Source organism: Plantactinospora sonchi, from assembly GCF_036422035.1.
GTDB lineage: Bacteria > Actinomycetota > Actinomycetes > Mycobacteriales > Micromonosporaceae > Plantactinospora > Plantactinospora sonchi.
The window spans coordinates 42388-63849 of record NZ_JAZGQK010000042.1; the positions used below are offsets into that span (position 1 = coordinate 42388).

Consider the following 21462-nt stretch of genomic DNA (forward strand, 5'->3'; position numbering starts at 1 on the left):
CGGCGGGGACGGCCCGTCCCAGAGTTGCGCGGTCAGCGGGTCAGGTTGCGGGAACCTCCCCGCTCGAACTGGCTCGCCACCGGGAAGTAGCTCTCCAGGAAGGCCGAGACGACCCGGCCCTGGGTGTCGGCGTCCAGGTCACCGTGGTGGGTGTCGTTCAGACAGAACGTGTCGTTCTCCCGGGTGACCAGGATCTTGGTGAGCATCGGATGTTCGAGCGGGTCACCGGTGTTCACGTACTGCATCACAAGGTTGCCCGGCACCGCCCGCTGGGTCAGGAAGCCGTAGTAGTGGTGCAGCGACGAGGCGATCGAGACGTCGCTGTGCGCCCGCAGCTGGCTGGCGGCGGTCCGCGCGACCTCGTCCGGGAACTCCCGGTCAAGGTCGTAACCGACACTGCGCCGCATCGGGTACGGCGCGTGCAGCAGGCCCTGGATGAGGGTACGCCCGGACAGGTTCCGGATCAGCCGCCGGTTGTTCTTCGCCGCGCTGAAGTTGAAGTCGTCCTGCTCGGACACCTCGACCATCGGGATCCGGGTCGGCGAGAGGAAGAACTGCGCCACCCCGTTGGCGTGGAAGAACAGCTTCGGGCTGACCGGTCGACCCAGGAAGAAGTCGTCGTTGAAGTAGATGAAGTGTTCGGCGAGCCCGTCGATGTGGTGCAGCTGCGACTCGATGGCGTGCGAGTTGAAGGTCGGCAGCTTGCCCCGGTCACCGAAGAGTTCCAGGTGGTCGACCACCCGGATCCGCGGGTGTGAAGCATCCAGCCAGGCCGGCGTCTGACCGGCGGTGACCAGGTAGATGTTCCGCACCCAGGGCGCGTACATGTCGATCGACCGCAACGAGTAGCGCAGTTCCTCCCGGTCGCGGAACCGGGCCTGTCCGCCGGCCGCCTCGGTCGGCGGGCGCCCCATCGAGGTGAGCACCTCGTCCTTGCGGGCGATCCACTGTGGGTCGTTGCCGTCGACCCAGGTGTAGACCACGTCGATCGGGAAGTCGACCTCGTTGACGAACCGCTGGGCGAATCCCTCGATCGTCGGGTAGTCCCGGTCCCGGACCCGGATCGTCGCCGGAGTCGTCGAGCCCCGGGGGATCGTGTGGCCGATGATCGTCCGCCGGATCGGCCGGACCCCCGTGCCATCCTCCGTCTCCGGCCAGAACTCCAGGTCACAGCCGTAGCCGGGACCGTAGCGCAGGGTGCGGGAGGTGGAGACGGTCGGCTTGAACACCCGGAACCCGGCGGCGGTGGCCGCCCGCAGGTCACCGGCGAGGCAGGCGGCCAGGGTCACCCCGGTCACCTTGGACTGCACCGCCAACGTCTCGACGTACACCGGGGCCTCGGCGAAACCCTCGGAGAGCGCGGTCAGCACCGCCGGCCGCTGCTCCTCGCCGACCGCGACCCGGTGCCGGAGGCCGGGGTCCGGCACCGTCCAGTACGGGATGCCGTACCGCTCCAGCACACCGGCGACCGTGGCCAGGTTCGCGTACGTGGCGTCGGCCGGCACCATGTCGTCGCGTACGACGGCCAGCCGGCCGCCGGAGCGGACCAGGCCGGGGATCGCCTGCTGGATCCGCGCCTCGACCGCCGACACGTCCTCGCCGCTGGTGACCGGTCCGGGCCGGGGCGCCGCCGGAGCGAACCCGGACCCGCCGGTGCGGTTGAGCCAGATCGCGATCCGGTCGGCGCGACCCTGCTCGTGACTGTCCCGGGCGGCGACCAGCTCGGTGTAGAGCTGCTCCCAGCGGTCCATGATCGGGCCGAGCCGGTAGGCCTCGGAGGCCTGCAGCGCGTTGGCGCCGAACTCCCGGCGCAGCTGCTCGTCGGCGATCAGCGTGCTGAGCGCCTCGGCGACGCCGTCCTCGTCCTCGGCGGTGACCAGGAAACCGTTCCGGCCGTGGGTGATGATCTCGCCCGGCCCGGTCTCGATGTCGTACGCGACCGCGGGTACGCCGGCGGCGAACGCCTCCAGCAGCACCAGCGGAAGCGCCTCACCGTCGCGGGAGGTGAGCAGGGCGATGCTCGCCTTCGACCACTCCTCGACGATCCGTGGCGTCGGGCCCATGAACTGGACCTGGTCGTGCAGGCCGAGGTCGGCCGCGAGCCGGCGGTGCGGCGTGATCAGCGGCCCGTCGCCGAAGATCCGCAGCGTCCAGTCCGGGTGCGTGGCGACGACCTTGCTGAACGCCCGGATGGCGTGGTCGACCTGCTTCTCCTTGTGCATCCGGGCGGCCATCATGACGATCGGGTTGTGCAGGCCCGACCGGGGGCGGAAACCCTCCGCCATGCCGTTCGGGATGACCTCGAGGCGCGGCACGGCGGCGGCGAACGTGTCGGCGAACCAGTCCCGGGTCCGGTCGGTGAGCAGCACCAGCGCGTCGAGGCGGGGCACGTACTCGAAGAGCGGCTGCCCGGTCGGGCCCCGGAACTGGGAGGGGCGGTGCTCCTGGTGCACGGTGACCACGGACGGCGGGGCGTAGGTGGTCGCCACCGCCATCAGCGCGGGGGAGCAGGTGACCAGCACGTCGGTGTCGATCGACCGCAGGCCGCGCTCGAGTTCCAGTTCGAAGAGCCGGTTGGCGTTCTCGTCCCAGGACGCCGGCATCAGCCGGGGAGCGCTGCGGAAGAGCCGGTCGAAGTCGGCGTCGCTGACCGTGGACGGTCGGGTCGGCCGGGGCGTCGGCCCGGTCTGGTCGATCAGGTAGCGCACCCGCACCCGGTCGTCCGCCCGGTAGAAGGACTCCTTGCTGGTCCGGTAGACGCTGAGGACCTCCACCGTGTGCCGCTGCGCGAGGTGGTCGGCCTGGGTCAGAATGGCCCGTTCGGTACCGCCCATGGCATCGGCGGTCATCAACAAAAATGTGATCTTCAACTCTGCATCCCGGTGAAGCGCGTGAAGCGGAGGAGGGCGACCGCCAGACCGCCGCTCGCGGTGTAGTAGGGGCGGTAGCCGACGAAGTCGTCGCCGTCCGTGGGCAGGATGACCCGACTGGTCAACAGCACCGACCGTGGTTCGCGGAGATCGTGCAGGAACCGTCCGATCCGGATCAGCCGGGTCGGGGCGACCCGGACCCGGACGTCCCAGATCACCTCGTCGCCGGGGCGTCCGGTGGCGAGGTCGGCGACCGGCACGGTCACCTCGAACCGACCGTCGACAGGTGCGATCGGCACGACGTGGTCCGGACCGCCGCGACGTGGCGAGAAGACCACCGCCGGTTCCTCCCACCGCCGTACGCCGACCAGCCGGGCCCGGATCCGTGCCCGCGCGCCGCTGTGGTCGAGCGCCACCACCTCGGCCTGTGCCGCCGGGCCGGTGACGGTCAGCTGGGCCACGCCCTTCACGCCCCGGCCGGGCCAGTAGGTCCAGCCGGTGACCGGGTGCGGCGGCACCGCCACGGTCGGCCCGGGCCGGTCCGCGGGTTCGGCGATCCGCAGGCCGTAGCGCCGCTCCGGCTGGTCCCGGTCGGCGACCGCGACCGCGAGCGACCAGGTGCCCTTGCCGAGCGGAAGCTCACCGGGGCCGTCGCCGAGCCGGGCCAGTACCTCGACCGAGTGCCGACCGTCCGACCGGGGCCGCAGCGTCGCCGGGCAGCGGCGGACGTGCCGGCCCCGGACGAGCAGCAGCTCGGCCCGGGCGGCCGGGTCGGTGCCGGCCGGCAGCAGGGCGTGAACCTGCAGGGTGCGCCCGTCGAGTACGCCGAGGAAGTCGCCGTTCGCGCGGGGCAGGTTCACCACCGGGTCGTAACGCAGCCGGCTGATCCGCCGGACGAGCTGGTCGGTGGCCTGGTCGGCCCGCCGGCGGGCGCCGGAGGCGAGTTGGAGCAGCCGGGGCGGTGACCAGGCCTGTCGGTTCTGCTGACTCATCCGACCCGCTCGGGTTGACCGGCCGGCGCGTCCGTGCTCACCTCGGCACCCCGGGGCGCCGGGATGGCGGGTGCCGGCGGCAGGAACGCCTCGGCCCGCGCGGTCGAGGTCATGCCGGCCCGTTCCGCCTCGGTTCCGGCCGGCAGCTCGCACGGCGCCGGGAACGGGAAGTACGCGGTCAGGAAGTCGGTCAGCATCGCGTGCTGCTCGGTGAGGAGCACGTCACTCGACTCGGTGTCGTTCAGGCAGAAGACGTCGCTGTGTCGGTTGGCCAGCAGCAGGGCCAGCTTCACCGGGGTGGACGGGTGTGCCAGGTCGGCGTACGTGTACTCGATCGGTCCGGGCACCGCCCGGCCGGAGAAGTACGACCAGTAGTGCTGCAGCGACGACGGGATCGACAGGTCCTCGGGGTGCCGGAACTGGTGGGTGGCGGTGCCGGCCACCTCCGCCGGCAGGTTCCGCTCGATCTCCTCCAGCACGCTCTTACGCAGCGGGTACGGCACGTGCCGCATCTTCTGCGTGATGGTCCGGCCGAAATGCTCCTGGATGTGTCGCCGGTTGTTCTTGCCGGCGGCGGTGACCGGGGCGTCGTGGATGGTCGCCGGGCCGACGTCGAGCTGGGCCGGCGAGGGGAAGAACTTCGAGACGCCGTTGGCGTGGAAGAAGGTGTCCGGCTGCAGCGGCCGGCCGAAGAACATGTCGTCGTTGACGTAGATGAAGTGCTCGCTCAGCCCGGGGATGCGGTGCAGCCGCGACTCGATGGCGTGCGAGTTGAAGGTGGGCAGCTTGCCGGTGTCGGCGAAGATCTCCCGGTGCCGGACCACCCGCACCATCGGGTGCTCGGTGTTCAGCCACGGCGGCACCTGGTCGTCGGTGACCAGGTAGACCTGCCGCACCCAGGGCGCGTACGCGTGCACCGAGCGCAGCGAGTAGCGCAGCTCGTCCCGGCTGATGTAGCGGGACATGTTGGCCGCGATGATGTTGATCTCGGCTTCGCCGTTGTCCCGCAACGCCTGGTTCTTGCGTTGCTGCCAGTCGCTGTCGTTGCCGTCGACCCAGGTGTAGACCAGGTCGATCGGGAACGTGACCTGCTCGTAGCCGACCGGCGCGTACTCGCTGCGGGTCCGGTACGTGACGTCGCGGTAGGGCACGAAGTGGTTGAGGTCCGCCGCCGGGACCGCCTCGGTCTGGCCGGCGGCCGGCAGCGACGGGGCGATCTGGTTGTTGCGCGGCGCGATGATCTGGGGGACCGGCGTCGACTCCTGCGCCGGGACGGCGCGCCAGAACTCGACCTCGCAGGCGAACTGGCGACCGTAGACGGTGCCGCCACCGGGGTCGGTCACCGCGTGGAAGAGCTGCACGATCTTGGCCCGCTTGGGCTTGATCGGGTCACCGGCCTTGTTGACGTGGCGGAGCACCACGCCCTGGCCCCGGGCCGCCTGGGTGAGCACCCGGAGCACCTCGGCCTTGCGGCTGAGCGGTACGGCGACGGAGCTGCGCAGGTTGTCGAGGTGACGTACGTAGAAGTTGTCGATGCCGGCGCTGTTCAGCGCCTGGGTGACCAGGTCCAGGTTGCGGCGCCACAGGGCGGCCGGGGACGCCTCCGCGGCGACGACGGCCCGGACCCAGGTGCCGTGGTCCTTCACCCGGCGCAGCTGCCCGACCGGGACCCGGGAGCGGCGGGGTGCCATCCGGGTCAGCCGCCGGACCAGCCAGAGCTGCCGCTGCGGGGGGAGCAACTGGATGAACTTGAGCCGGTACGACTTCGGGAGGGCGCGATACACCTTCAGCGCGATCACCGCCGCACCCCCAAGTCCCCCGTTGACCGCAGACCGGTAGCAGCCACCGTGCTTTCCACGTTTCGCCTCGTCTCCACCAACAGACCGTACGAATCCGACTCAGTAGCACTAATCGGGCAGGCATCGCCGCGCCCGTGAGTTACACACGGTGTCAGCCGCGCGCAGCGAAAGGTACCAGCACCATTCATGTTTTGGACACTCTCCCTGGTGCCTCAGCAAACGCTCAGGGTCTATCGGGGCGGCTGATGACGGACATAGCACCAAGCGTTACGCCTAGCCTCCTAGGATGCCGTACGGGGGGTGGCCGTCCGCACATCTGGGACGGGGGAGATGCGGAGCGAACCGGGAATGGTGAAGAATGGCGCTGTAGGAGGGGAGTATTCCTTCACCGTGGTGTCGTCAACACGGTCCTCGGCCGGCCCCAACCCGGCGCGAGACCCGGCACCGCAGGTTGTCGTCGCGCGGCAGTGGCCGGGTGACGGTGGCGGAAGAGACCTCAGACAGTCACCACCGTCTACACCGCTGACGCACGGTGCTGCCGTGCCGGCGGTGGCTCGTGTGTCTGCCGGAGGAGTGCTTTGAACGTGTCCGCCTGGGTGTGGGTCGTCTCGCTGGTCGTACTGACGGCGATCCTGTTGATAGATCTTCTGATCATCGGTCGCCGACCCCACGAGCCCAGCCTCCGGGAATCGGGCCTCTGGGTCGCCCTGTACGTCGGCCTCGCGCTGATCTTCGGGGTCGGTCTGGCGCTGACCAACGACTTCACCGTCGCGGGGGAGTTCTACACCGGCTGGCTCACCGAATACAGCCTCTCCGTGGACAACCTCTTCGTCTTCGTGATCATCATGTCGCGGTTCGGCGTACCCCGGCAGTACCAGCAGAAGGTGCTGCTCATCGGCATCGTGCTGGCCCTGGTCCTGCGCGGCGGCTTCATCGCGGCCGGCGCCGCCCTGCTGGCCCAGTTCTCCTGGGTCTTCTACATCTTCGGCGCCTTCCTGATCTACACGGCGATCAACTTCTTCCGTCAGGGCGAACCGACCGAGGAGGAGTTCAAGGAGAACGTGCTGATCCGGTGGAGCCGTCGCGCCCTGCCGGTCTCCCGCGACTTCGTCGGCACCCACCTCACCATCGTGGAGAACGGTCGTCGTCTGTTCACCCCGATGCTGATCGTGCTGATCGCGATCGGCACCACCGACCTCGTCTTCGCCCTGGACTCGATCCCGGCCATCTTCGGCATCACCAAGGAGCCGTACCTGGTCTTCACCGCGAACGTCTTCGCGCTGATGGGGCTGCGCCAGCTCTACTTCCTGCTCGGCGGGCTGCTCGACCGGCTGATCTACCTCAACATCGGCCTCGCAGTGGTGCTCGGCTTCATCGGCGTCAAGCTGGTCCTGGAGGCGCTCGCCGGCAACAACCTGCCGTTCCTCAACGGTGGCGAGCACATCAGCTGGGCGCCGCACATCCCGATCTGGCTCTCCCTGGTCATCATCCTGGGCACCCTGGCGGCCGCGACGGTGGCCAGTCTGATCAAGTCGAACCGGGACCGCCGGGCGGCGGAGCGGGTGTCGGTCGGCCAGGCCTGACCCGATGCCGCCCCGGCTGGCCGGTCCGGCCGGGGCGCCGGCTCGGCCCGGTCAGCTGTCCCGCCGGGCTGTCCGGCCGCGCGCTGGCGGCTCGCCCGGGGCGCGCGGAGCACGGGGCGCGCGAAACACTCGACGTCAGCGGAGCACGCGGTGCACGCCGACCAGGGTCGCGGCCCGCTCGGCGGGCAACGCCTCCTCCAACACCCGTCGCTGGGTGTAACACGCGTGCAGCATCCGTCGGTCGCCACCGGGCCGGGTGGTGACGATGCCGATGTGGTGCACGGGTCGGCCGGGGCGGGCGAAGAAGTAGAGGTCGCCGGGACGTTCGTCGCCCAACGGGACCGGACTGGTCGCCGCGGCCTGGTCACCGGCGTCGCGCGGCAGCCGTACGCCGAACCGCCGCCAGGCCAGGTGCACCAGGCCGGAGCAGTCGATACCGTACGCCGAGACGCCGCCCCAGAGGTACACGACATCGCGGAGCCGGCTGGCCACCGCGAGCACCTCGGTCGGCCGGGGTGACCCGGTCGGCGCGACCGTCACCTCGGCGTCGGCCACCCAGAGCGGTCCGTCGTGGCCGGCGACCCGCACCGGACGCCAGCCGGCGCGGACCGGCCCCGCCCCGGCCAACCGGGTGCCGAGGACCACGCCGGGGAGCACCACGGGTCCGCCCGGCGTGGCGTGCAGCGTGGTCGTCGTGGCGGCCACGACCAGGGCGGGGTGCGGCGCCACGGCGTCCGCGGGTTCGGTGAGCTGGTCGACCGGCAACCAGCCGGGGTAGCCGCGCGGGTCCAGCCGGGCCGCCGGCTGCTCCACCGCGATCAGGCGGGCCCAGCCGTCCGGCCGGACCTCCTCGACCAGGACCCGCTCGCCGAGCAGGAGCTGGCTGAGCACACAGTCCCCGACCCGCTGCTCGGCGGTGAGTCCGGAGACCCAGCCGGGGATGTCGGTGCGGCGGGCCAGCGCCGGTGCGTCGACCGGGCGTACGGCCTCGGGTCGGCTCCACAGGGTGGCGACGGCGACCCGGACGACAGCTTCGTGGCCTGGGCGCAGTGCCATGTCGCCCCTCCGTCCTCGGCGTTGCGCCCGACCATATGAAAGATAGCGCCGGCCTGCAATGGCGCGTTGCACATTGCCTTCATTACTGTCCGGAACCGGTCAGCTCCGGGTCGGGTTCAGCGCGGGCCGGTCCAGTGTGGATGCGCTCAGCGCGGGGTGGGGGAGCTGTGCAGTCCGGTGACCCCGAGTCCGGGGGCGTCGGGGAGCAGCACGTGCGGTGCCTCGTACCGGATCCCACCCCGTACCGGCGACCAGGCGAGCCACCAGGCGGCGTCCAGGTCGGACACGGCGGTGGTGCCGTACGCGGCGACCAGGCTGGCGGCGGCACCGAGCCCGATCTGACTCTCCATCATCGAACCGACCACGGTGCCCACGCCGTGCGCGTCGGCCAGCTCCAGCAGCGTACGGGCCGGGCCGAGGCCACCACACTTGGCCAACTTCACGTTGACCAGATCCGCTGCCCGCCGCTGGATCACCTCGACCAGGTCGCGCACCCCGTACACCGCCTCGTCGGCCAGGATCGGCAGGTCGACCCGGTCGCTGACCCAGGCCAGCCCGGCGATGTCGTGGCCCGGCACCGGCTGCTCGACCAGTTCGACGTCCAGACCGGCGTCCTCGATGCCCCGGATCACCCGGACCGCCTCCCGGGGGGTCCAACCCTGGTTCGCGTCCAGCCGGATCCGCGGCCCCGGACCGGCGGCGGCCCGGACGGCACGGACCCGGGCCAGGTCACCTGCCGGATCGGTGCCGACCTTGACCTTCAACACGTCGAAACCGTCGGCGACCCGCTGCTTCGCCGCCGCCGCCAACTCCACCGCGTCCCCGGCGGAGAGGGTCACGTCGGTGCGCACCCGCCGGGACGTACCGCCGAGCAGCCGGACCAGCGGCACGCCGAGCCGGCGGGCGGCCAGGTCGTGCAGTGCGACGTCCATGGCGGCCTTGGCCGCCTCGTTGCCGACCACCGCCCGACGGACCTCGACACACCGGGCCACCAGGTCGTCGGCGTCGCGCCCGGCCAGCAGGGGGGCCAACATCTCCTCCACGCAGGCCCGTGCCCCGCCGACCGAGGCACCGGTCACCTGCCACACCTGCGGCGCCTCACCGAACCCCGACCGTCCGTCGGTGTCGACCACCTCGACCACCAGGGTCTCCACTGTGGTGGTACGCCGCAGCGCGGTGACGAACGGGGTGTGCAGCGGGGCGGAGACCCGGTGGGTTCGCACGGCGGCGATCGACATGGGAAGGGACCCTATCCGCATCGGTGCCCCCGTTGGGGCCCCGGGTTGGTCAGGCCAGCCGGTGCCGGGCCGTCCACGCCGCCGCCGAGACCCGGGCGATCAGACGGCAGGCCGCCGCGTCGTCGCCGGTTTCCGGGGCCACGCTGGTGCAGACCGCCACGGCGTACGGTGGGGCGTCGGCCGGGAAGATCATGCCGGCGCCGTGCCGGACGCCCCGGACCCAGCCGTTCTTGTGGGCGATCCGGGTGCCCTCCGGCAACCCGGCGGCCAGGTCCTCGCCGCGTTCCTGACGCAGGAGTACGTCGAGCATGGCGGTGCAGGTGGCCGGCCCGGCGAGCCGGGACCGGGTGATCGCGCCGAAGAGCCCGGCCAGGTCGGCGGCGGTGACCTGGTTGTCCAGCCCGGCGTCCCGGGCGGCGAAGTCCTCGATGCCCCGGCCGGTACGGCTGTGCCGGGCACCGCTGTCGACCCAGACCGCGTCGACGGCGGGGAGCCCGACGTGCCCGAGGACCAGGTTGGTGGCGAGATTGCTGGACCGGACGATCATCCGTTCGGCGAGCCAGCGCAGGGTCGCCGTCCCGCCGAGCCGGGCCCAGACCTCACCGTCGTTGTCGTGGTCCGGCCCGCAGGAGAAGCGGTCCGCCCCCGGCTTCGCCGAGACGAAGTCGTTCAGCACCGGGACCGGGGCGTCGAGGTCGAGCGTGCCGGTCTCGGCGGCCCGGTAGAGGGCGGCCAGCACCGCCACCTTCATCGTGCTCGCCGCGTAGTGCGTTTCGTCCGGCCGCCGGGTGTACGCCGGCCGGGCGCCCGGCCGGCCGACGTACACCGAAACCGTGCCGGGCGCGGTGGCGAGTTCGCTGTCGAGTTCGTCCCAGGTCATCGCCGTACGGTGCGCTCAGCTCGCGTGCTTGCGCCGGGCGGTGGCCCGGGCCCGGGACTGCGCGTCCAGGATGACCTTGCGCAGCCGGATGGCGGCCGGGGTGACCTCGACGCACTCGTCCTCGCGGCAGAACTCCAGCGCCTGTTCCAGGGAGAGTTTGCGTGGCGGGATCAGCTTCTCGGTCTCCTCGCTGGTGGAGGAGCGCATGTTGGTGAGCTTCTTCTCCTTGGTGATGTTGACGTCCATGTCGTCGGCGCGGGAGTTCTCGCCGACGAGCATGCCCTCGTACACCTCGGTGGTCGGCTCGACGAAGAGGGTGCCGCGCTCCTGCAGGTTCAGCATCGCGAAGGCGGTCGCGACCCCGGTACGGTCGGCCACCAGCGAACCGGTGTTGCGGGTCCGCAGCTCACCGAACCACGGCTCGTACGACTCGAAGACGTGGTGCAGGATGCCGGTGCCCCGGGTGGCGGTGAGGAACTCGGTCCGGAAGCCGATCAGGCCCCGGGCCGGTACCAGCCACTCCATCCGGATCCAGCCGGTGCCGTGGTTGACCAGCTGCTCCATCCGGCCCTTGCGGGTGGCGAGCAGCTGGGTGATGGCGCCGAGGTAATCCTCCGGGGCGTCGATGGTGAGCCGCTCCACCGGCTCGCAGGTCTTGCCGTCGATCTCCCGGGTGACCACCTGCGGCTTGCCGACGGTCAGCTCGTAGGACTCGCGGCGCATCTGCTCGACCAGGATGGCCAGCGCAAGTTCGCCACGGCCCTGGACCTCCCAGGCGTCCGGCCGGTCGGTGGGCAGGACCCGCAGCGAGACGTTGCCGATCAGCTCCCGCTCCAGCCGGTCCTTGACCATCCGGGCGGTGACCTTGGCGCCCTTGACCCTGCCGACCAGCGGGGAGGTGTTGGTGCCGATGGTCATCGAGATGGCCGGCTCGTCGACGGTGATCAGCGGCAGCGGCCGGGGATCCTCCGGGTCGGTGAGGGTCTCGCCGATCATGATCTCCGGGATGCCGGCGACCGCGATGATGTCGCCGGGACCGGCGGACTCGGCCGGGGTGCGCTCCAGTCCCTCGGTTACCAGCAGTTCGGAGACCCGGACCCGCTCGACGGTGCCGTCGGTACGGCACCAGGCGACGCTCTCACCCTTGCGGATGGTGCCCTGGCGGACCCGGCACAGCGCCAGCCGGCCGAGGAACGGCGAGGCGTCGAGGTTGGTGACGTGCGCCTGCAGCGGGTGGTCCTCGTCGTAGGCGGGCGGCGAGATGGTGTCGAGCAGGGTCCGGAACAGCGGCTCCAGCGAGCTGCTGTCCTCGGGTACGGTGCCGTCGGCCGGCTGGGTCAGCGAGGCGATCCCGTCGCGGGCGCAGGCGTAGATGATCGGGAAGTCGATCTGCTCCTCGTCCGCGTCCAGGTCGAGGAAGAGCTCGTAGGTGTCGTCGACGACCTCTTTGATCCGGGCGTCCGGCCGGTCCACCTTGTTGATCACGAGGATGATCGGCAGCCGGGCCTTGAGCGCCTTGCGCAGCACGAACCGGGTCTGCGGCAGCGGGCCCTCACTGGCGTCGACCAGCAGCACCACGCCGTCGACCATGGTCAGGCCGCGCTCGACCTCGCCGCCGAAGTCCGCGTGGCCGGGGGTGTCGATGATGTTGATGGTGACCGGGTCGGAACCGTCCGCCGGCACGTAGCGCACGGCGGTGTTCTTGGCCAGGATCGTGATGCCCTTCTCCCGCTCCAGGTCCATGGAGTCCATCACCCGGTCGGCTGGCTCGGCCCGGGCGGAGAAGGCGCCGGCCTGTCGCAGCATGGCATCGACCAGGGTGGTCTTGCCGTGGTCGACGTGGGCGATGATGGCGACGTTACGGAGGTCGGCGCGGGTCTGCATGTCCTCCATCCTCCCAGGCCGGCTCTCCCGGGCCGGTGTCCGGGTTCCCCCTGAGGCGGCCGGGTGGATGAGCCGTAATCATGGAACTGTCCCGTCGTCAGCCTGGCATGCTGGCCGGGATGTCCGGGGGGTCGACGTGCAGGATGTGTTGACGGTGGTGCAGGAGTTGCCGCCGTTGCTCGTCTATGTGGCTGCTGCGCTGCTGGTGGCCACTGAGACCGCGCTTATCGTCGGCCTGGTGATGCCGGCGGAGGCGACTCTGCTGCTGGTCGGCTTCCTCGCCTACGCCGGTCTGCTCCGGCTGGGACCGGCCCTGGTAGTGATGATTCTCGCAGCGGCGGTGGGTGACACCCTGGCGTTCCGCAGTGGTCGACGGCACGGTCCACGGCTGCGGGCCGGCAGGTGGGGACGCCGGGTGGGCCCGCAACGGTGGCAGCGGGCGGACGCGATGCTGAGTCGGCTCGGTGGGCGGGGCGTGCTCGCGGCCCGCTGGGTGGCGTTCGCCCGGACCCTGGTGCCCCGGCTGGCCGGCAGCGCCGGGATGCCGTACCGGCGGTTCGCGCCGTGGAACCTGGCCGGGGTGGTGAGCTGGGTCGGTGGTTCGGTGCTCGCCGGCTATCTGGCCGGGGAGTCGTACGAGACCGTCTCCCACTATCTCGGCCGGGCGACCGGGGCGGTACTGCTGCTGATCGTCTTTGTCGTGGTCATCGTGCTTGTCGGCCGCTGGCTGGGCCGCAACCCGGATCCGGTGAGGGCCCTGCTGGCCCGGGCTGCGGCGACACCGCCGCTGCGCGGGATGCGTCGCCGGTACGGGGTGCTGTTCTTCGTGCTGGCGGTGCACATCGGGCCGGGCTGGACGCTGCTGACCAACCTGGTCGCCGGGTTGGCGCTGCTCTTCGGGATCGGGTTCGCGCTGGCCTCGCTGCTCGAACTGCTGGTGGCGCAGAGCGGGCTCGCGGTGGTGGACAACACGATCGCGGAGTGGTTCGCGTCACGACGTACCGACGGGGTGGCCGAGTTGGCGCACGGCGCGATCGGCGCGTTGCGCGGCCCGGTGCTCATCCTGGTGGTGGCGGTGGTGGCCGCGGTGGTCGGCTGGCGTGCCCGGCCCTGGCGGGCCGATCTGCTGAGCGTGCTGGGTACGGTCGGCGCCTTCGTGCCGCTGGTGGTGTTGAGTCTGGTCGCCGACGTGACCGGGCCGACCCGGAACAGCACGGTGGTGCTGTTTCCGGCACAGAACGCCGTGGTCGCGGCCAGTCTCTGCACCCTGGCCTGGCTGCTCGGCCGACAGAGCCGGTGGCCGGTCGCGGTGGCGGCCTGGACGGTGGCGGCGGTCGGGGTGGTGACGGTCGCCGGCGCCCGTCTCTACGTCGGCTGGAGTTCGGCGAGCGAGACGGTCAGTTCGATGCTGCTCGGCGTGTTGTGGACGGCGGTGTTCATGGTCGCCTGGGCGACCCGGGACCGGGCGGTCGGCGCCGCGACCGTCGCCGCCGGTTCGGCCGAGCCGGCGGTGACGGAGCCGGCGGGCCGGCAATCGACCGCACCGGCCGGTGCCGTGCGACCAGCCGATGCCGCTGAGCCAGCCGGTCCGGTGCAGGCGGCCGATGCCGCTGAACCGGCCGGTACCGTGCAACCGGTCGATGCCGGCGAGCCGGCGGTCCGGGCCCCGGCGGACGCCTCCTGAACGACCGACCCCCGGGTCGAGGGCGTGGCTGTTAGTGTGCGCCGGGAGATCGGGGGGTACGCGGATGACCGAGCGGTTACGCCGGGCCAGGTTGGTACTCGGCACGGTGGCGGTGGTGGCCATGCTGACCGCGGGCTGCGCCAACGGTGGTACGGAGAACACCGACCCGGCGGCCGGTGCCGCGCAGGTGGCCGAGCCGGAGACCGTCGCGGAGACGACGGAGCCGGCCACCCCCGAACCGCCGGCGGTGGTGGGGCTGGGTGCCAAGCCGACACCGTCCGCGACGCCGTCGAAGGCCCCGAGCCGTCGTCCGACGCCGCGGAAGACTCCGAAGCCGCCGACCGAGACCGAGGTACCGCCCGCGCCGAAGCCGCCGGACGACGAGTGCACCAAGCCGCGATACGAGGGCACTCAGGCCAGCAGGGCGGCGGTGAAGCAGGCGTTGACCAACGCGGCGGGGCGGACCTACTGGCCGGTCTCGGCACCGAGCATCCGGATCCCGGTCGACCTGCTCAAGGCGACCGCCTGGCAGGAGAGCGGCTGGCAGTCCAACATCATCGCCTGCGACGGCGGCAGGGGACTGATGCAGGTCATGCCGGACACCGCGACGTGGATGAACCAGCGCTTCGAGCAGTCGTACGACATCGACGACTACCAGGACAACGCGTACCTGGGTGCCACCTACCTGGCCTGGACCACCAAGTACATCGGCGACATGTACTTCGACGCCGACTACCGGCTCGACGCGGACCTGTGCACCAGTGAGCTGAACTCCTGTCTGCTGAACGCGGTGATCGCGGCGTACAACTACGGACACGGTGCGGTGGCCGAGGAGGGGCAGCCGTTGACCATCCCCAACCCGCAGTACGTCCGCAACGTCCGAGCGTTGATGACGGAGTGTGAGTGCCTGGCGTTCTGAGCCCGGCTCTCGGAACCTCGGACGGAATCCGGTCACATCCGGGTTGACCATTGCTTTTGTTCAGATTGGCAGGTCGGCCGACTGGACGCCGCTCGATGTCATGGATACGGTCGGTAGTGGAACCTTGCCTCCGAGTTAGGAGGGCCTACCGATGCGACTGCTCTGGCTCCCCGACGTGCTGCGCTCCGCCGGGCTCACCGTCCACGAGGTCGGTGGGTGGCGCGGCCGGGGTTCGACCTCCTTCGACCCGCACGGCATCATCTGCCACGAGACCAGGGGATCCCGGACCAGCACCGACGCCGGCGAGATCTACGTCCTGCTGAACGGTTCCGCCACCGCGCCACCGCCGATCGCCCAGCTCTACCTGTCCCGTACCGGACACTGGCACGTGATCGCCTCCGGCCGGTGCAACCACGTCCTGGTCGGCTGGGCCGGACCGTTCAAGGGGGTCGGCAACTCCGGCCTGGTCGGCATCGAGGCCCAGCACGCGCTCGGTGAGCCGTGGACGGACCGGCAGTACGACTCGTACGTCCGGGGGGTGGCCGCGATCCGGCGGCGTACCGGCTGGGGCGTCGCCGGCCACAAGGAGCACCAGCCGGGCGGTTACGGGCACGCCAGCGTCAAGACGGATCCCAGCTTCAACATGGACCGGTTCAGGCGCGACGTCGCCGCGCTGCTGTCCGGAGAGGAGAACACCATGCCGGCACTGTCCGATGCGGAGCAGGAGCAACTGCTCAAGTTCGCCAGGGACAACAACTACCTCCTGTGGAAGGGTGCGCAGAAGCCGGACGGCAGTGGCCGTACCGACATCCGGCAGCACTTCTACAACATCGAGGCGACGCTGACCGAGATCAAGGCCAACCAGATGACCATGCTGGGCAAGGACTGGGTGAACGAGCAGGAGATCATCGACGGCGTACTCAGCGGGCTCGGCTCGAAGGACCTAGACGACGCGGTCGTGGCGTTGCGGGCGGCCTTCGGGGAGCGGGCGGCGGAACTGGCCGCGAAGCTCGCCGCCGCCGCGGGCACCCCGGCGGCGTGACCGGCGGCGCCCGCCGGTCGTAGCCGGGCCTGGTCCGGATCTTCCGGTCGGCCCGGCTCTCCGGCGAGGTACGGCGGCCCAGCCGGGACGACGGTGTCGACCCGGCGGGGCCGGGTGCGGTGCGTCGTCCGCTCAGTGGCGCCGGCGGAGCCAGGCGTCCTCGGCGAGGTAGTCGAAGTAGTCGGTCCGGTAGTTCCGGACCAGGTCGGGGAAGACGGTCCGCCAGTCCCGGCCCCGCGCCGCGTCCACCAGCCAGGTGACCGTCTCCGGCAGCGAGTCCAGGTAGCCGGTCACCGGACGGTAGCCGAGCTGCCGCTCCGCCAGACTCATGTCCAGTACCACGGGTTCCGGCACGGACCACGGCGTCTCGCCGACCGGCGGCGCCGGTGACGGGCCGTCGATCAGCACGTCCTCCGCGTGGTGGTCCAGCACCGCGTGTACGGCCGCGCCGATCTCCCGTACGGTGGGCGGCTCCGGGTCGGCGGCGTTGAGTACCCGGGCGCCGGGCTCGGCGGCGGCGAGCCGGATCAGCTCGGCGAGGTTGGCGGTGGAGACCGGGTGGAAGCGGCTCTCGCCACGGTAGGCGAGGACCCGGACCGGCCGGTTGTCCAGGGCGCGTTTGACGAAGTGCCACTCCCGAGGGTGCACGGTGTGCGGCCCGTGGATGGCGCCGGCCCGCAGCAGTGTGGTGGGCAGGAACGCCCCGGCGGCGAGCAGTTCCCGTTCCAGAGCCGCCTTCTCGGTGGCGTAGTTGGCGTCGGGTCCGCCGTCGGAGGGGGCCACCGTCGAGTGCTCCTCGGTGATCGGCACGGGGAACCGGGCGCCGTCGCCGCCGATGCCCCGGCCGGCCTCGTCGACGTAGACCGCCGCGCTGGAGACGACCACCGCCGAGCCGATCCGGTCGGCGAGCCCGAGCAGCTGCCGGGCGTGCCGACCGCCGTACGCGACGGTGTCGACCAGTACGTCGCAGCCGTCGCGGACGGCGGCGGCCAACGCGGCGTCGTCCTCGCGGTCCAGCGACACGAGTTCGACGTCCCAGCCTGGTGGCCAGGGCGCGCCGGCGCGCAGGCCGCGCGCGGCAGCCCGGACCCGCCAGCCGTCGGCGACCAGTGCCCGTACGGCGGCGCGGCCGATCTGGCCGGTGGCTCCGAGCACCAGCGCGAGCTTCTCCATGCGCCCCAGGTTAGGGCCGGCCGGGGCCGGTGTCGCCCGGCTTTCGCTGCCAGCCGAACCCCGTCTCCGGACGGGTCCGCAACAGAATTTGTGCAATACCAGTTGTGCAAGAACTCTTGCATATAGCAGCCTGGGAGCATGGAGAGAGAGATCCGTCAGGTCACCGATTCCCGGGTGCTCGCCGCGATGGCCCATCCGCTGCGTCGCCGGCTCATGGACGTGCTCAAGGTCGACGGCCCGTCAACGGTGAGCATGCTCGCCGAACGCACCGACCAGGCGGTGGCCAACGTCAGCCACCACCTCAAGGTGCTCGCCGCCTCCGACCTCGTACGGGAGGCACCCGAACTCGCCCGGGACCGACGAGAACGCTGGTGGAAACTCGCCGCGCCCGGGCTGCGCTGGGCCAGCGCCGACTTCACCGGCGACCCGGCCGCCGAGGCCGTCCTGCACGCCACCCTCTCACTCAACCTCGACCGCCAGAGCAGCATCGTCCGCGAGTGGTACGCCACCAGCGACGAGGAACGCGCGGCCTGGGACCAGGCGCCGTTCTCCACCGACGGGTGGCTCCGGCTCACCCCGGCCGAACTGCACGAACTCGAACACGAGGTGGTCGCGCTGCTCAACAGGTGGAGCGAGCGGGAGGTGCCGGAGGACGGCCAGCGACGCGAGCCGGTGTTCTTCTTCGCCCACGCCGTCCCGGCCCGCCCGTGACCGGCGTCGTGACCGCCCCGGCGCCGACCCGGGAACGGCTGCCCCGGCGCGGTGGTGTCCTGCGGCAGCGCGACTTCCGGTTGTTCTGGATGGGCCAGGCGGCGAGCAGCTTCGGCAGCAGCGTGACGAGTGTGGCGCTACCCCTGGTGGCGGTCGCCACCCTGAAGGCGAGCACGTTCCAGGTGGCGCTGCTCACCGCGGCGTCCTGGCTACCCTGGCTGGTCGTCGGACTGCCCGCCGGTGCCTGGGTCGACCGGCTACCGCGCCGGCCGATGATGGTCGCCTGCGACCTGGTCGCGGCGGCGTTGTTCCTCAGCGTTCCGGTCGCCGCGGCCCTCGGCGTGCTGACCATCGGACAGCTGCTGGTCGTCGCCCTGGGCGGCGGCGCGGTGAAGGTGTTCTTCCAGACCGCGTACCAGGTGTATCTGCCGGCACTGCTGGCCCGCCCCGACCTACCAGAGGGAAACGCGAAACTGCAGGGCACCGAGTCGGTGGCACAGGTGGCCGGCCCGGGCGCCGCCGGCCTGCTGACCCAACTGATCGGCGCGGCGACGGCCCTGCTGGTGGACGTCGTCAGCTTCGTCGGCTCCGCCGTCTGCCTGCTGATGATCCGGACCCGGGAGCCCCGCACCGACGGGCCCCGGCCGGCGACGAGTCTGCGTCGGGAGATCGCCGAGGGCGTACGGTTCACCTTCGGCGACCCGTACCTGCGGGTGCTCAGCCTGTTCGGTGCGCTGTCCAACCTCGGTCTGATCGCCTACCAGGCGATCCTGGTGGTCTTCCTGATCCGCGAGGTCGGGGTCGGTCCCGGCACGGTCGGTGTGCTCACCGCCGGGATGAGCATGGGCGGAGTGCTCGGCGCCGCCGTCGCCGGAAGGTTGGGCCGCCGGCTCGGCAGCGCCAGGGCGCTGCTGGTGTGCAACATCGGCGCCCTGCCGGCCGGGCTGCTGATCCCGCTGACCGGGACCGGGCCGCGACTGGCCCTGGTGGTCGTCGCCGGCGTGCTGATCGGCGCGGGTGTTGTCGCGGGCAACGTGATCAAGGGCGTGTTCCGGCAGACGTACGTCCCGCGCCAACTGCTCGGCCGGGTGATGGTGACCATGCAGGTCGTCAACCTCGGGCCGATGCCGCTCGGCGCGGTCGTCGGCGGCACGCTCGGCGCCACACTGGGCGTACGACCGGCGATGTGGGTCATCACCGGCTACCTCGCGCTGACCGGACTGGTCCTGCTGATCGGCCCCCTGCCCCGACGACGGGACCTGCCCGACCGCCCGGCCCCGGACGGGGACTGACGGCCGGGCTCCGCCGACGGCGGGTGGCGGATCAGTGCGGCTGGACGTTCGCCGCCTGCGGACCCTTCTCGCCCTGGGTCACCTCGAACTCGACCTTCTGTCCCTCGTTGAGCTCCCGGAAGCCGGACGTCGCGATCGCCGAGTAGTGGACGAAGACGTCTGGTCCTCCGCCGTCCTGCTCGATGAAGCCGAAGCCCTTTTCCGAGTTGAACCACTTCACGGTGCCGGTTGCCATGCGTGTCTCCTTAGCGGCGCGTCTGTTCGCGGCGCGCCCCGTACGCCATCGACAGTAGCCGGCCCGGCCGTCCGGTGCGGCCGGAAGTCGCGAGGTGCTGCCTCCGGTGGTCTACGCCCGCCGGGGGAGCCGACCCCGAGACCGCGTCAGGGTGAGGTCCGGGAACGACCCGGAGGTCCGGGCCGGTTTTCCCACGTAGCGTTCCTGACGTGGCGGATTGGCTGGTTCAGGTGGGGGAACTACCGGCGGGAGTGTTCCTGACGGTGCTCGGCGGGGTCATGATGCTCGACGCGATTCCGCTGCTGGGTGTGCTGGTGCCCGGCGACGTCGCGGTGCTCGCGGCGGTGGGGGTCGGACGGCCGGCCAGCGCCGGTGCATTCCTCGTGGTGATCGTCGGCTGCCTCGGTGGCTGGTCGCTCACCTTTCTCGCCGGACGCCGGTTCGGGGGGCGCCTGCGGCGCAGCCGTGCGGGGGCGTGGATCGGGGAGGCGCGCTGGTCGGCCGCCGAGCGGGTGTTGGGTACCGGCGGCGGCCGGATGGTGATGGTGGCGCCGTTCCTGCCGGTGCTGAACGCGTTGCTGCCGCTCGCCGCCGGGGGGCTGCGGATGTCGTACCGCCGGTTCATCGGGTTCGCGACCGTCGGCGCGGTGCTCTGGGCCGGTTTGTACGTGGTACTCGGCACTGTGGCGCGGTCACTCGGCGACCTGTTGCCGGGGGAGGACTTCGCGATGCTCGGCACGGTCGGAATCGGGCTGCTCTTCGGGGGACTGGTGCTGCTCGGTGTTCGCCGCCGACTCGCCGGCGCGGCGTCGGGCTGACCGGAACCGGGCATGACCGGCAGCAGGGCGCACGCGGCACCGGGGGCGGTGAAAGTCGCCGCCGGTGCCGTGGCCGACCGGCCTGACCAGGTCGGCTGGCATACTCACCAGCCATGGTGTTGTCGAGGCGCTGGGCCGGGTTCCTGATCCTGGTGGGGGTGTGGACCTGGGCCATCTGGCCCCGGTTCGGGCTGGCCATCTGGAACGACACCCGGGCCTGGTCGACCGGGCAGATCGGGCAGGGAAGCCCGACCGGGTTCCTGTGGGTGCACGCACTGCTGATCGGAGCCTCGCTCGCGATCGGTACGGCCGTCGGCGCGCTCGGCGTACGGGCCTGGTGGGCGGCCCGTCGAGCCGGACGACCCGACGGAGCGACCCTCGACGAGACTGGGCGCCCCGGTCGGTAGGACGGCCTCCGGGACGGTCGCCACAGTGGATGGTGTTGGTGTCGAGACCTCGCCGGGAGTCGAACCCGTAATCGGATCACCCGCTTTGCAGGCGGGCCGCCCCACCGGGGACGTGACGAGGTCGGGATACCCCCGGCCGGGATCGAACCAGCGGCCTCGGCGCGCGGAACGCCACGCACTCTCCGGCTCAGTTACGGGGGCAGTGGTGCGACCGGGTGCGCGTCCCTGGACTCGAACCAGGCATGCCCGAAGGCAGCGGTTTTACGGACCGCCGGGCGACCAGCCGCCCACGACGCGCGAGATGTGTCCAGGTGGCGCCGGCGGGATTCGAACCCGCGCTCTCCGGAGTGAAAGTCCGGCGACTCTGGCCGCTCGTCCACGGCGCCATCGGTGCGTGTTCCGGGGAGGGTTCGAACCTCCGACCTCCGCCGTGTCGAGGCGGCACTCTGCCAGCTGAGCTACCGGAACGGGAGCGGGACCCGGCGTCGTACCCGGGCCCGTGGTGACTGATCACCGGGTTGAGGAAGGTGGAGGAGTCGAACCCCTGCCGTTGCCGGCACCCCGGTGTTCAAGACCGGTCGCCCACCACCGGGCGGCACCTTCCGGGCAGGTGGCGGAGCCCCGGGGTATGCCCTGCCCCGGGGCCCCTCAATTTCCACCCGTTCGCACGCCAGCGACGTTTAAGGCCGACGATCAGGCTCCGGTCGACGTGCTTTGCCATTAAGCGACCGCCGCAGGTTGGAGCGGCAGACTGGACTCGAACCAGCATCTCGTCGAGGTTGTCGTGGGCCGGTGGATCTGGCGATGGGTGGGAATGCTGAGTCTGGAGCGATAGTCTCAGCCTGATCGGTGACGATCTGCCTCTGCCAGTTGGGCTAT

The 21462-nt window shown here is 71.3% G+C and carries 16 protein-coding genes, 5 tRNA genes and 1 pseudogene; 8 read left to right on the forward strand and 14 right to left on the reverse strand.

The features are described from left to right. Window positions 1–32 precede the first annotated feature (32 nt). The 3 genes from V1633_RS35205 to V1633_RS35215 are packed head-to-tail and all read right to left on the reverse strand — an operon-like array spanning window position 33 to window position 5661. Window positions 33–2849, reverse strand: coding sequence for a stealth conserved region 3 domain-containing protein (locus V1633_RS35205; RefSeq protein ID WP_331218548.1), 2817 nt, complete (start codon window positions 2847–2849; stop codon window positions 33–35). 17 nt (window positions 2850–2866) lie between these two features. Beyond that, window positions 2867–3862: a hypothetical protein gene (locus V1633_RS35210; RefSeq protein WP_331218549.1), complete on the reverse strand. Its 996-nt coding sequence runs from the start codon at window positions 3860–3862 to the stop codon at window positions 2867–2869. Then, window positions 3859–5661, reverse strand: a complete 1803-nt coding sequence (locus V1633_RS35215) for a stealth family protein (RefSeq protein WP_331218550.1) — start codon at window positions 5659–5661, stop codon at window positions 3859–3861. Before V1633_RS35215 ends, V1633_RS35210 begins: the two co-directional genes overlap by 4 nt. A 578-nt stretch (window positions 5662–6239) precedes the next feature. Between V1633_RS35215 and V1633_RS35220 the strand changes: the two genes are divergently transcribed. Beyond that, entirely contained in the window at window positions 6240–7244 is a 1005-nt protein-coding gene (locus tag V1633_RS35220) for a TerC family protein (RefSeq protein WP_331218551.1), read from the forward strand. Between the two features lie 135 nt (window positions 7245–7379). On the opposite strand, the gene V1633_RS35225 is transcribed toward V1633_RS35220, so the two are convergent. From V1633_RS35225 to typA, 4 genes are all read right to left on the reverse strand, one after another. Further along, window positions 7380–8300, reverse strand: a complete 921-nt coding sequence (locus V1633_RS35225) for a C40 family peptidase (RefSeq protein ID WP_331218552.1) — start codon at window positions 8298–8300, stop codon at window positions 7380–7382. A gap of 146 nt (window positions 8301–8446) precedes the next feature. Then, window positions 8447–9538, reverse strand: coding sequence for a mandelate racemase/muconate lactonizing enzyme family protein (locus V1633_RS35230; RefSeq protein ID WP_331218553.1), 1092 nt, complete (start codon window positions 9536–9538; stop codon window positions 8447–8449). 49 nt (window positions 9539–9587) lie between these two features. Further along, window positions 9588–10418: a serine hydrolase gene (locus V1633_RS35235; RefSeq protein ID WP_331218554.1), complete on the reverse strand. Its 831-nt coding sequence runs from the start codon at window positions 10416–10418 to the stop codon at window positions 9588–9590. A 15-nt stretch (window positions 10419–10433) separates the two neighbouring features. Next, complete coding sequence (gene typA / locus V1633_RS35240) at window positions 10434–12302, reverse strand: translational GTPase TypA (protein ID WP_331218555.1); 1869 nt, start codon at window positions 12300–12302, stop codon at window positions 10434–10436. A gap of 136 nt (window positions 12303–12438) precedes the next feature. On the opposite strand from typA, the pseudogene V1633_RS35245 reads away from it, so the two are divergent. The 3 genes and pseudogenes from V1633_RS35245 to V1633_RS35255 form a co-directional block, all read left to right on the forward strand. Beyond that, a pseudogene (locus V1633_RS35245) lies at window positions 12439–13857 on the forward strand (DedA family protein); the annotation flags it as partial. Between the two features lie 193 nt (window positions 13858–14050). Further along, window positions 14051–14905 (forward strand): transglycosylase SLT domain-containing protein, encoded by an 855-nt coding sequence (locus tag V1633_RS35250; RefSeq protein ID WP_331218556.1) that lies wholly within the window; start codon window positions 14051–14053, stop codon window positions 14903–14905. A 151-nt stretch (window positions 14906–15056) separates the two neighbouring features. Next, window positions 15057–15947: a peptidoglycan recognition protein family protein gene (locus V1633_RS35255; protein ID WP_331218557.1), complete on the forward strand. Its 891-nt coding sequence runs from the start codon at window positions 15057–15059 to the stop codon at window positions 15945–15947. 132 nt (window positions 15948–16079) lie between these two features. Here V1633_RS35255 and V1633_RS35260 read toward each other — a convergent pair whose 3' ends face one another. Then, complete coding sequence (locus V1633_RS35260; protein WP_331218558.1) at window positions 16080–17120, reverse strand: NAD-dependent epimerase/dehydratase family protein; 1041 nt, start codon at window positions 17118–17120, stop codon at window positions 16080–16082. Between the two features lie 138 nt (window positions 17121–17258). Between V1633_RS35260 and V1633_RS35265 the strand changes: the two genes are divergently transcribed. Further along, on the forward strand, window positions 17259–17831 hold the full coding sequence (locus V1633_RS35265) for an ArsR/SmtB family transcription factor (RefSeq protein WP_331218559.1): 573 nt from the start codon (window positions 17259–17261) through the stop codon (window positions 17829–17831). Beyond that, window positions 17828–19123 (forward strand): MFS transporter, encoded by a 1296-nt coding sequence (locus V1633_RS35270; protein ID WP_331218560.1) that lies wholly within the window; start codon window positions 17828–17830, stop codon window positions 19121–19123. Before V1633_RS35265 ends, V1633_RS35270 begins: the two co-directional genes overlap by 4 nt. A gap of 31 nt (window positions 19124–19154) precedes the next feature. Here the strand turns inward: V1633_RS35270 and V1633_RS35275 are convergent, their stop codons facing one another. Then, window positions 19155–19358 carry a cold-shock protein gene (locus tag V1633_RS35275; protein WP_331218561.1) on the reverse strand — a complete coding sequence of 68 codons (204 nt, stop codon included), beginning with the start codon at window positions 19356–19358 and terminating at the stop codon, window positions 19155–19157. 209 nt (window positions 19359–19567) lie between these two features. On the opposite strand from V1633_RS35275, the gene V1633_RS35280 reads away from it, so the two are divergent. Beyond that, window positions 19568–20176, forward strand: a complete 609-nt coding sequence (locus V1633_RS35280) for a DedA family protein (RefSeq protein WP_331218562.1) — start codon at window positions 19568–19570, stop codon at window positions 20174–20176. A 113-nt stretch (window positions 20177–20289) separates the two neighbouring features. After that, the gene (locus V1633_RS35285) at window positions 20290–20583 is read left to right on the forward strand and encodes an SCO4848 family membrane protein (RefSeq protein WP_331218563.1); all 294 of its coding nucleotides are present in this window, start codon (window positions 20290–20292) and stop codon (window positions 20581–20583) included. Window positions 20584–20627: 44 nt separating this feature from the next. On the opposite strand, the gene V1633_RS35290 is transcribed toward V1633_RS35285, so the two are convergent. From V1633_RS35290 to V1633_RS35310, 5 genes are all read right to left on the reverse strand, one after another. Continuing rightward, window positions 20628–20706 (reverse strand) — tRNA-Cys (locus V1633_RS35290). Between the two features lie 4 nt (window positions 20707–20710). Next, window positions 20711–20784, reverse strand: a tRNA-Arg gene (locus V1633_RS35295). A gap of 111 nt (window positions 20785–20895) precedes the next feature. After that, window positions 20896–20969: transfer RNA gene (locus V1633_RS35300), tRNA-Glu, on the reverse strand. A 9-nt stretch (window positions 20970–20978) separates the two neighbouring features. Next, a tRNA-Val gene (locus V1633_RS35305) sits at window positions 20979–21051 on the reverse strand. Window positions 21052–21104: 53 nt separating this feature from the next. Beyond that, a tRNA-Ser gene (locus V1633_RS35310) sits at window positions 21105–21187 on the reverse strand. Window positions 21188–21462: the final 275 nt, after the last annotated feature.

What these genes read in the sequence shown, in the direction of transcription:
- V1633_RS35205 (WP_331218548.1), bottom strand. Translation starts at nt 2,849, where the DNA reads ATGACCGCCGATGCCATGGGCGGTACCGAACGGGCCATTCTGACCCAG.
- V1633_RS35210 (WP_331218549.1), bottom strand. Translation starts at nt 3,862, where the DNA reads ATGAGTCAGCAGAACCGACAGGCCTGGTCACCGCCCCGGCTGCTCCAA.
- V1633_RS35225 (WP_331218552.1), bottom strand. Translation starts at nt 8,300, where the DNA reads ATGGCACTGCGCCCAGGCCACGAAGCTGTCGTCCGGGTCGCCGTCGCC.
- V1633_RS35230 (WP_331218553.1), bottom strand. Translation starts at nt 9,538, where the DNA reads ATGTCGATCGCCGCCGTGCGAACCCACCGGGTCTCCGCCCCGCTGCAC.
- V1633_RS35235 (WP_331218554.1), bottom strand. Translation starts at nt 10,418, where the DNA reads ATGACCTGGGACGAACTCGACAGCGAACTCGCCACCGCGCCCGGCACG.
- typA (WP_331218555.1), bottom strand. Translation starts at nt 12,302, where the DNA reads ATGCAGACCCGCGCCGACCTCCGTAACGTCGCCATCATCGCCCACGTC.
- V1633_RS35250 (WP_331218556.1), top strand. Translation starts at nt 14,051, where the DNA reads ATGACCGAGCGGTTACGCCGGGCCAGGTTGGTACTCGGCACGGTGGCG.
- V1633_RS35255 (WP_331218557.1), top strand. Translation starts at nt 15,057, where the DNA reads ATGCGACTGCTCTGGCTCCCCGACGTGCTGCGCTCCGCCGGGCTCACC.
- V1633_RS35260 (WP_331218558.1), bottom strand. Translation starts at nt 17,120, where the DNA reads ATGGAGAAGCTCGCGCTGGTGCTCGGAGCCACCGGCCAGATCGGCCGC.
- V1633_RS35265 (WP_331218559.1), top strand. Translation starts at nt 17,259, where the DNA reads ATGGAGAGAGAGATCCGTCAGGTCACCGATTCCCGGGTGCTCGCCGCG.
- V1633_RS35275 (WP_331218561.1), bottom strand. Translation starts at nt 19,358, where the DNA reads ATGGCAACCGGCACCGTGAAGTGGTTCAACTCGGAAAAGGGCTTCGGC.
- V1633_RS35285 (WP_331218563.1), top strand. Translation starts at nt 20,290, where the DNA reads ATGGTGTTGTCGAGGCGCTGGGCCGGGTTCCTGATCCTGGTGGGGGTG.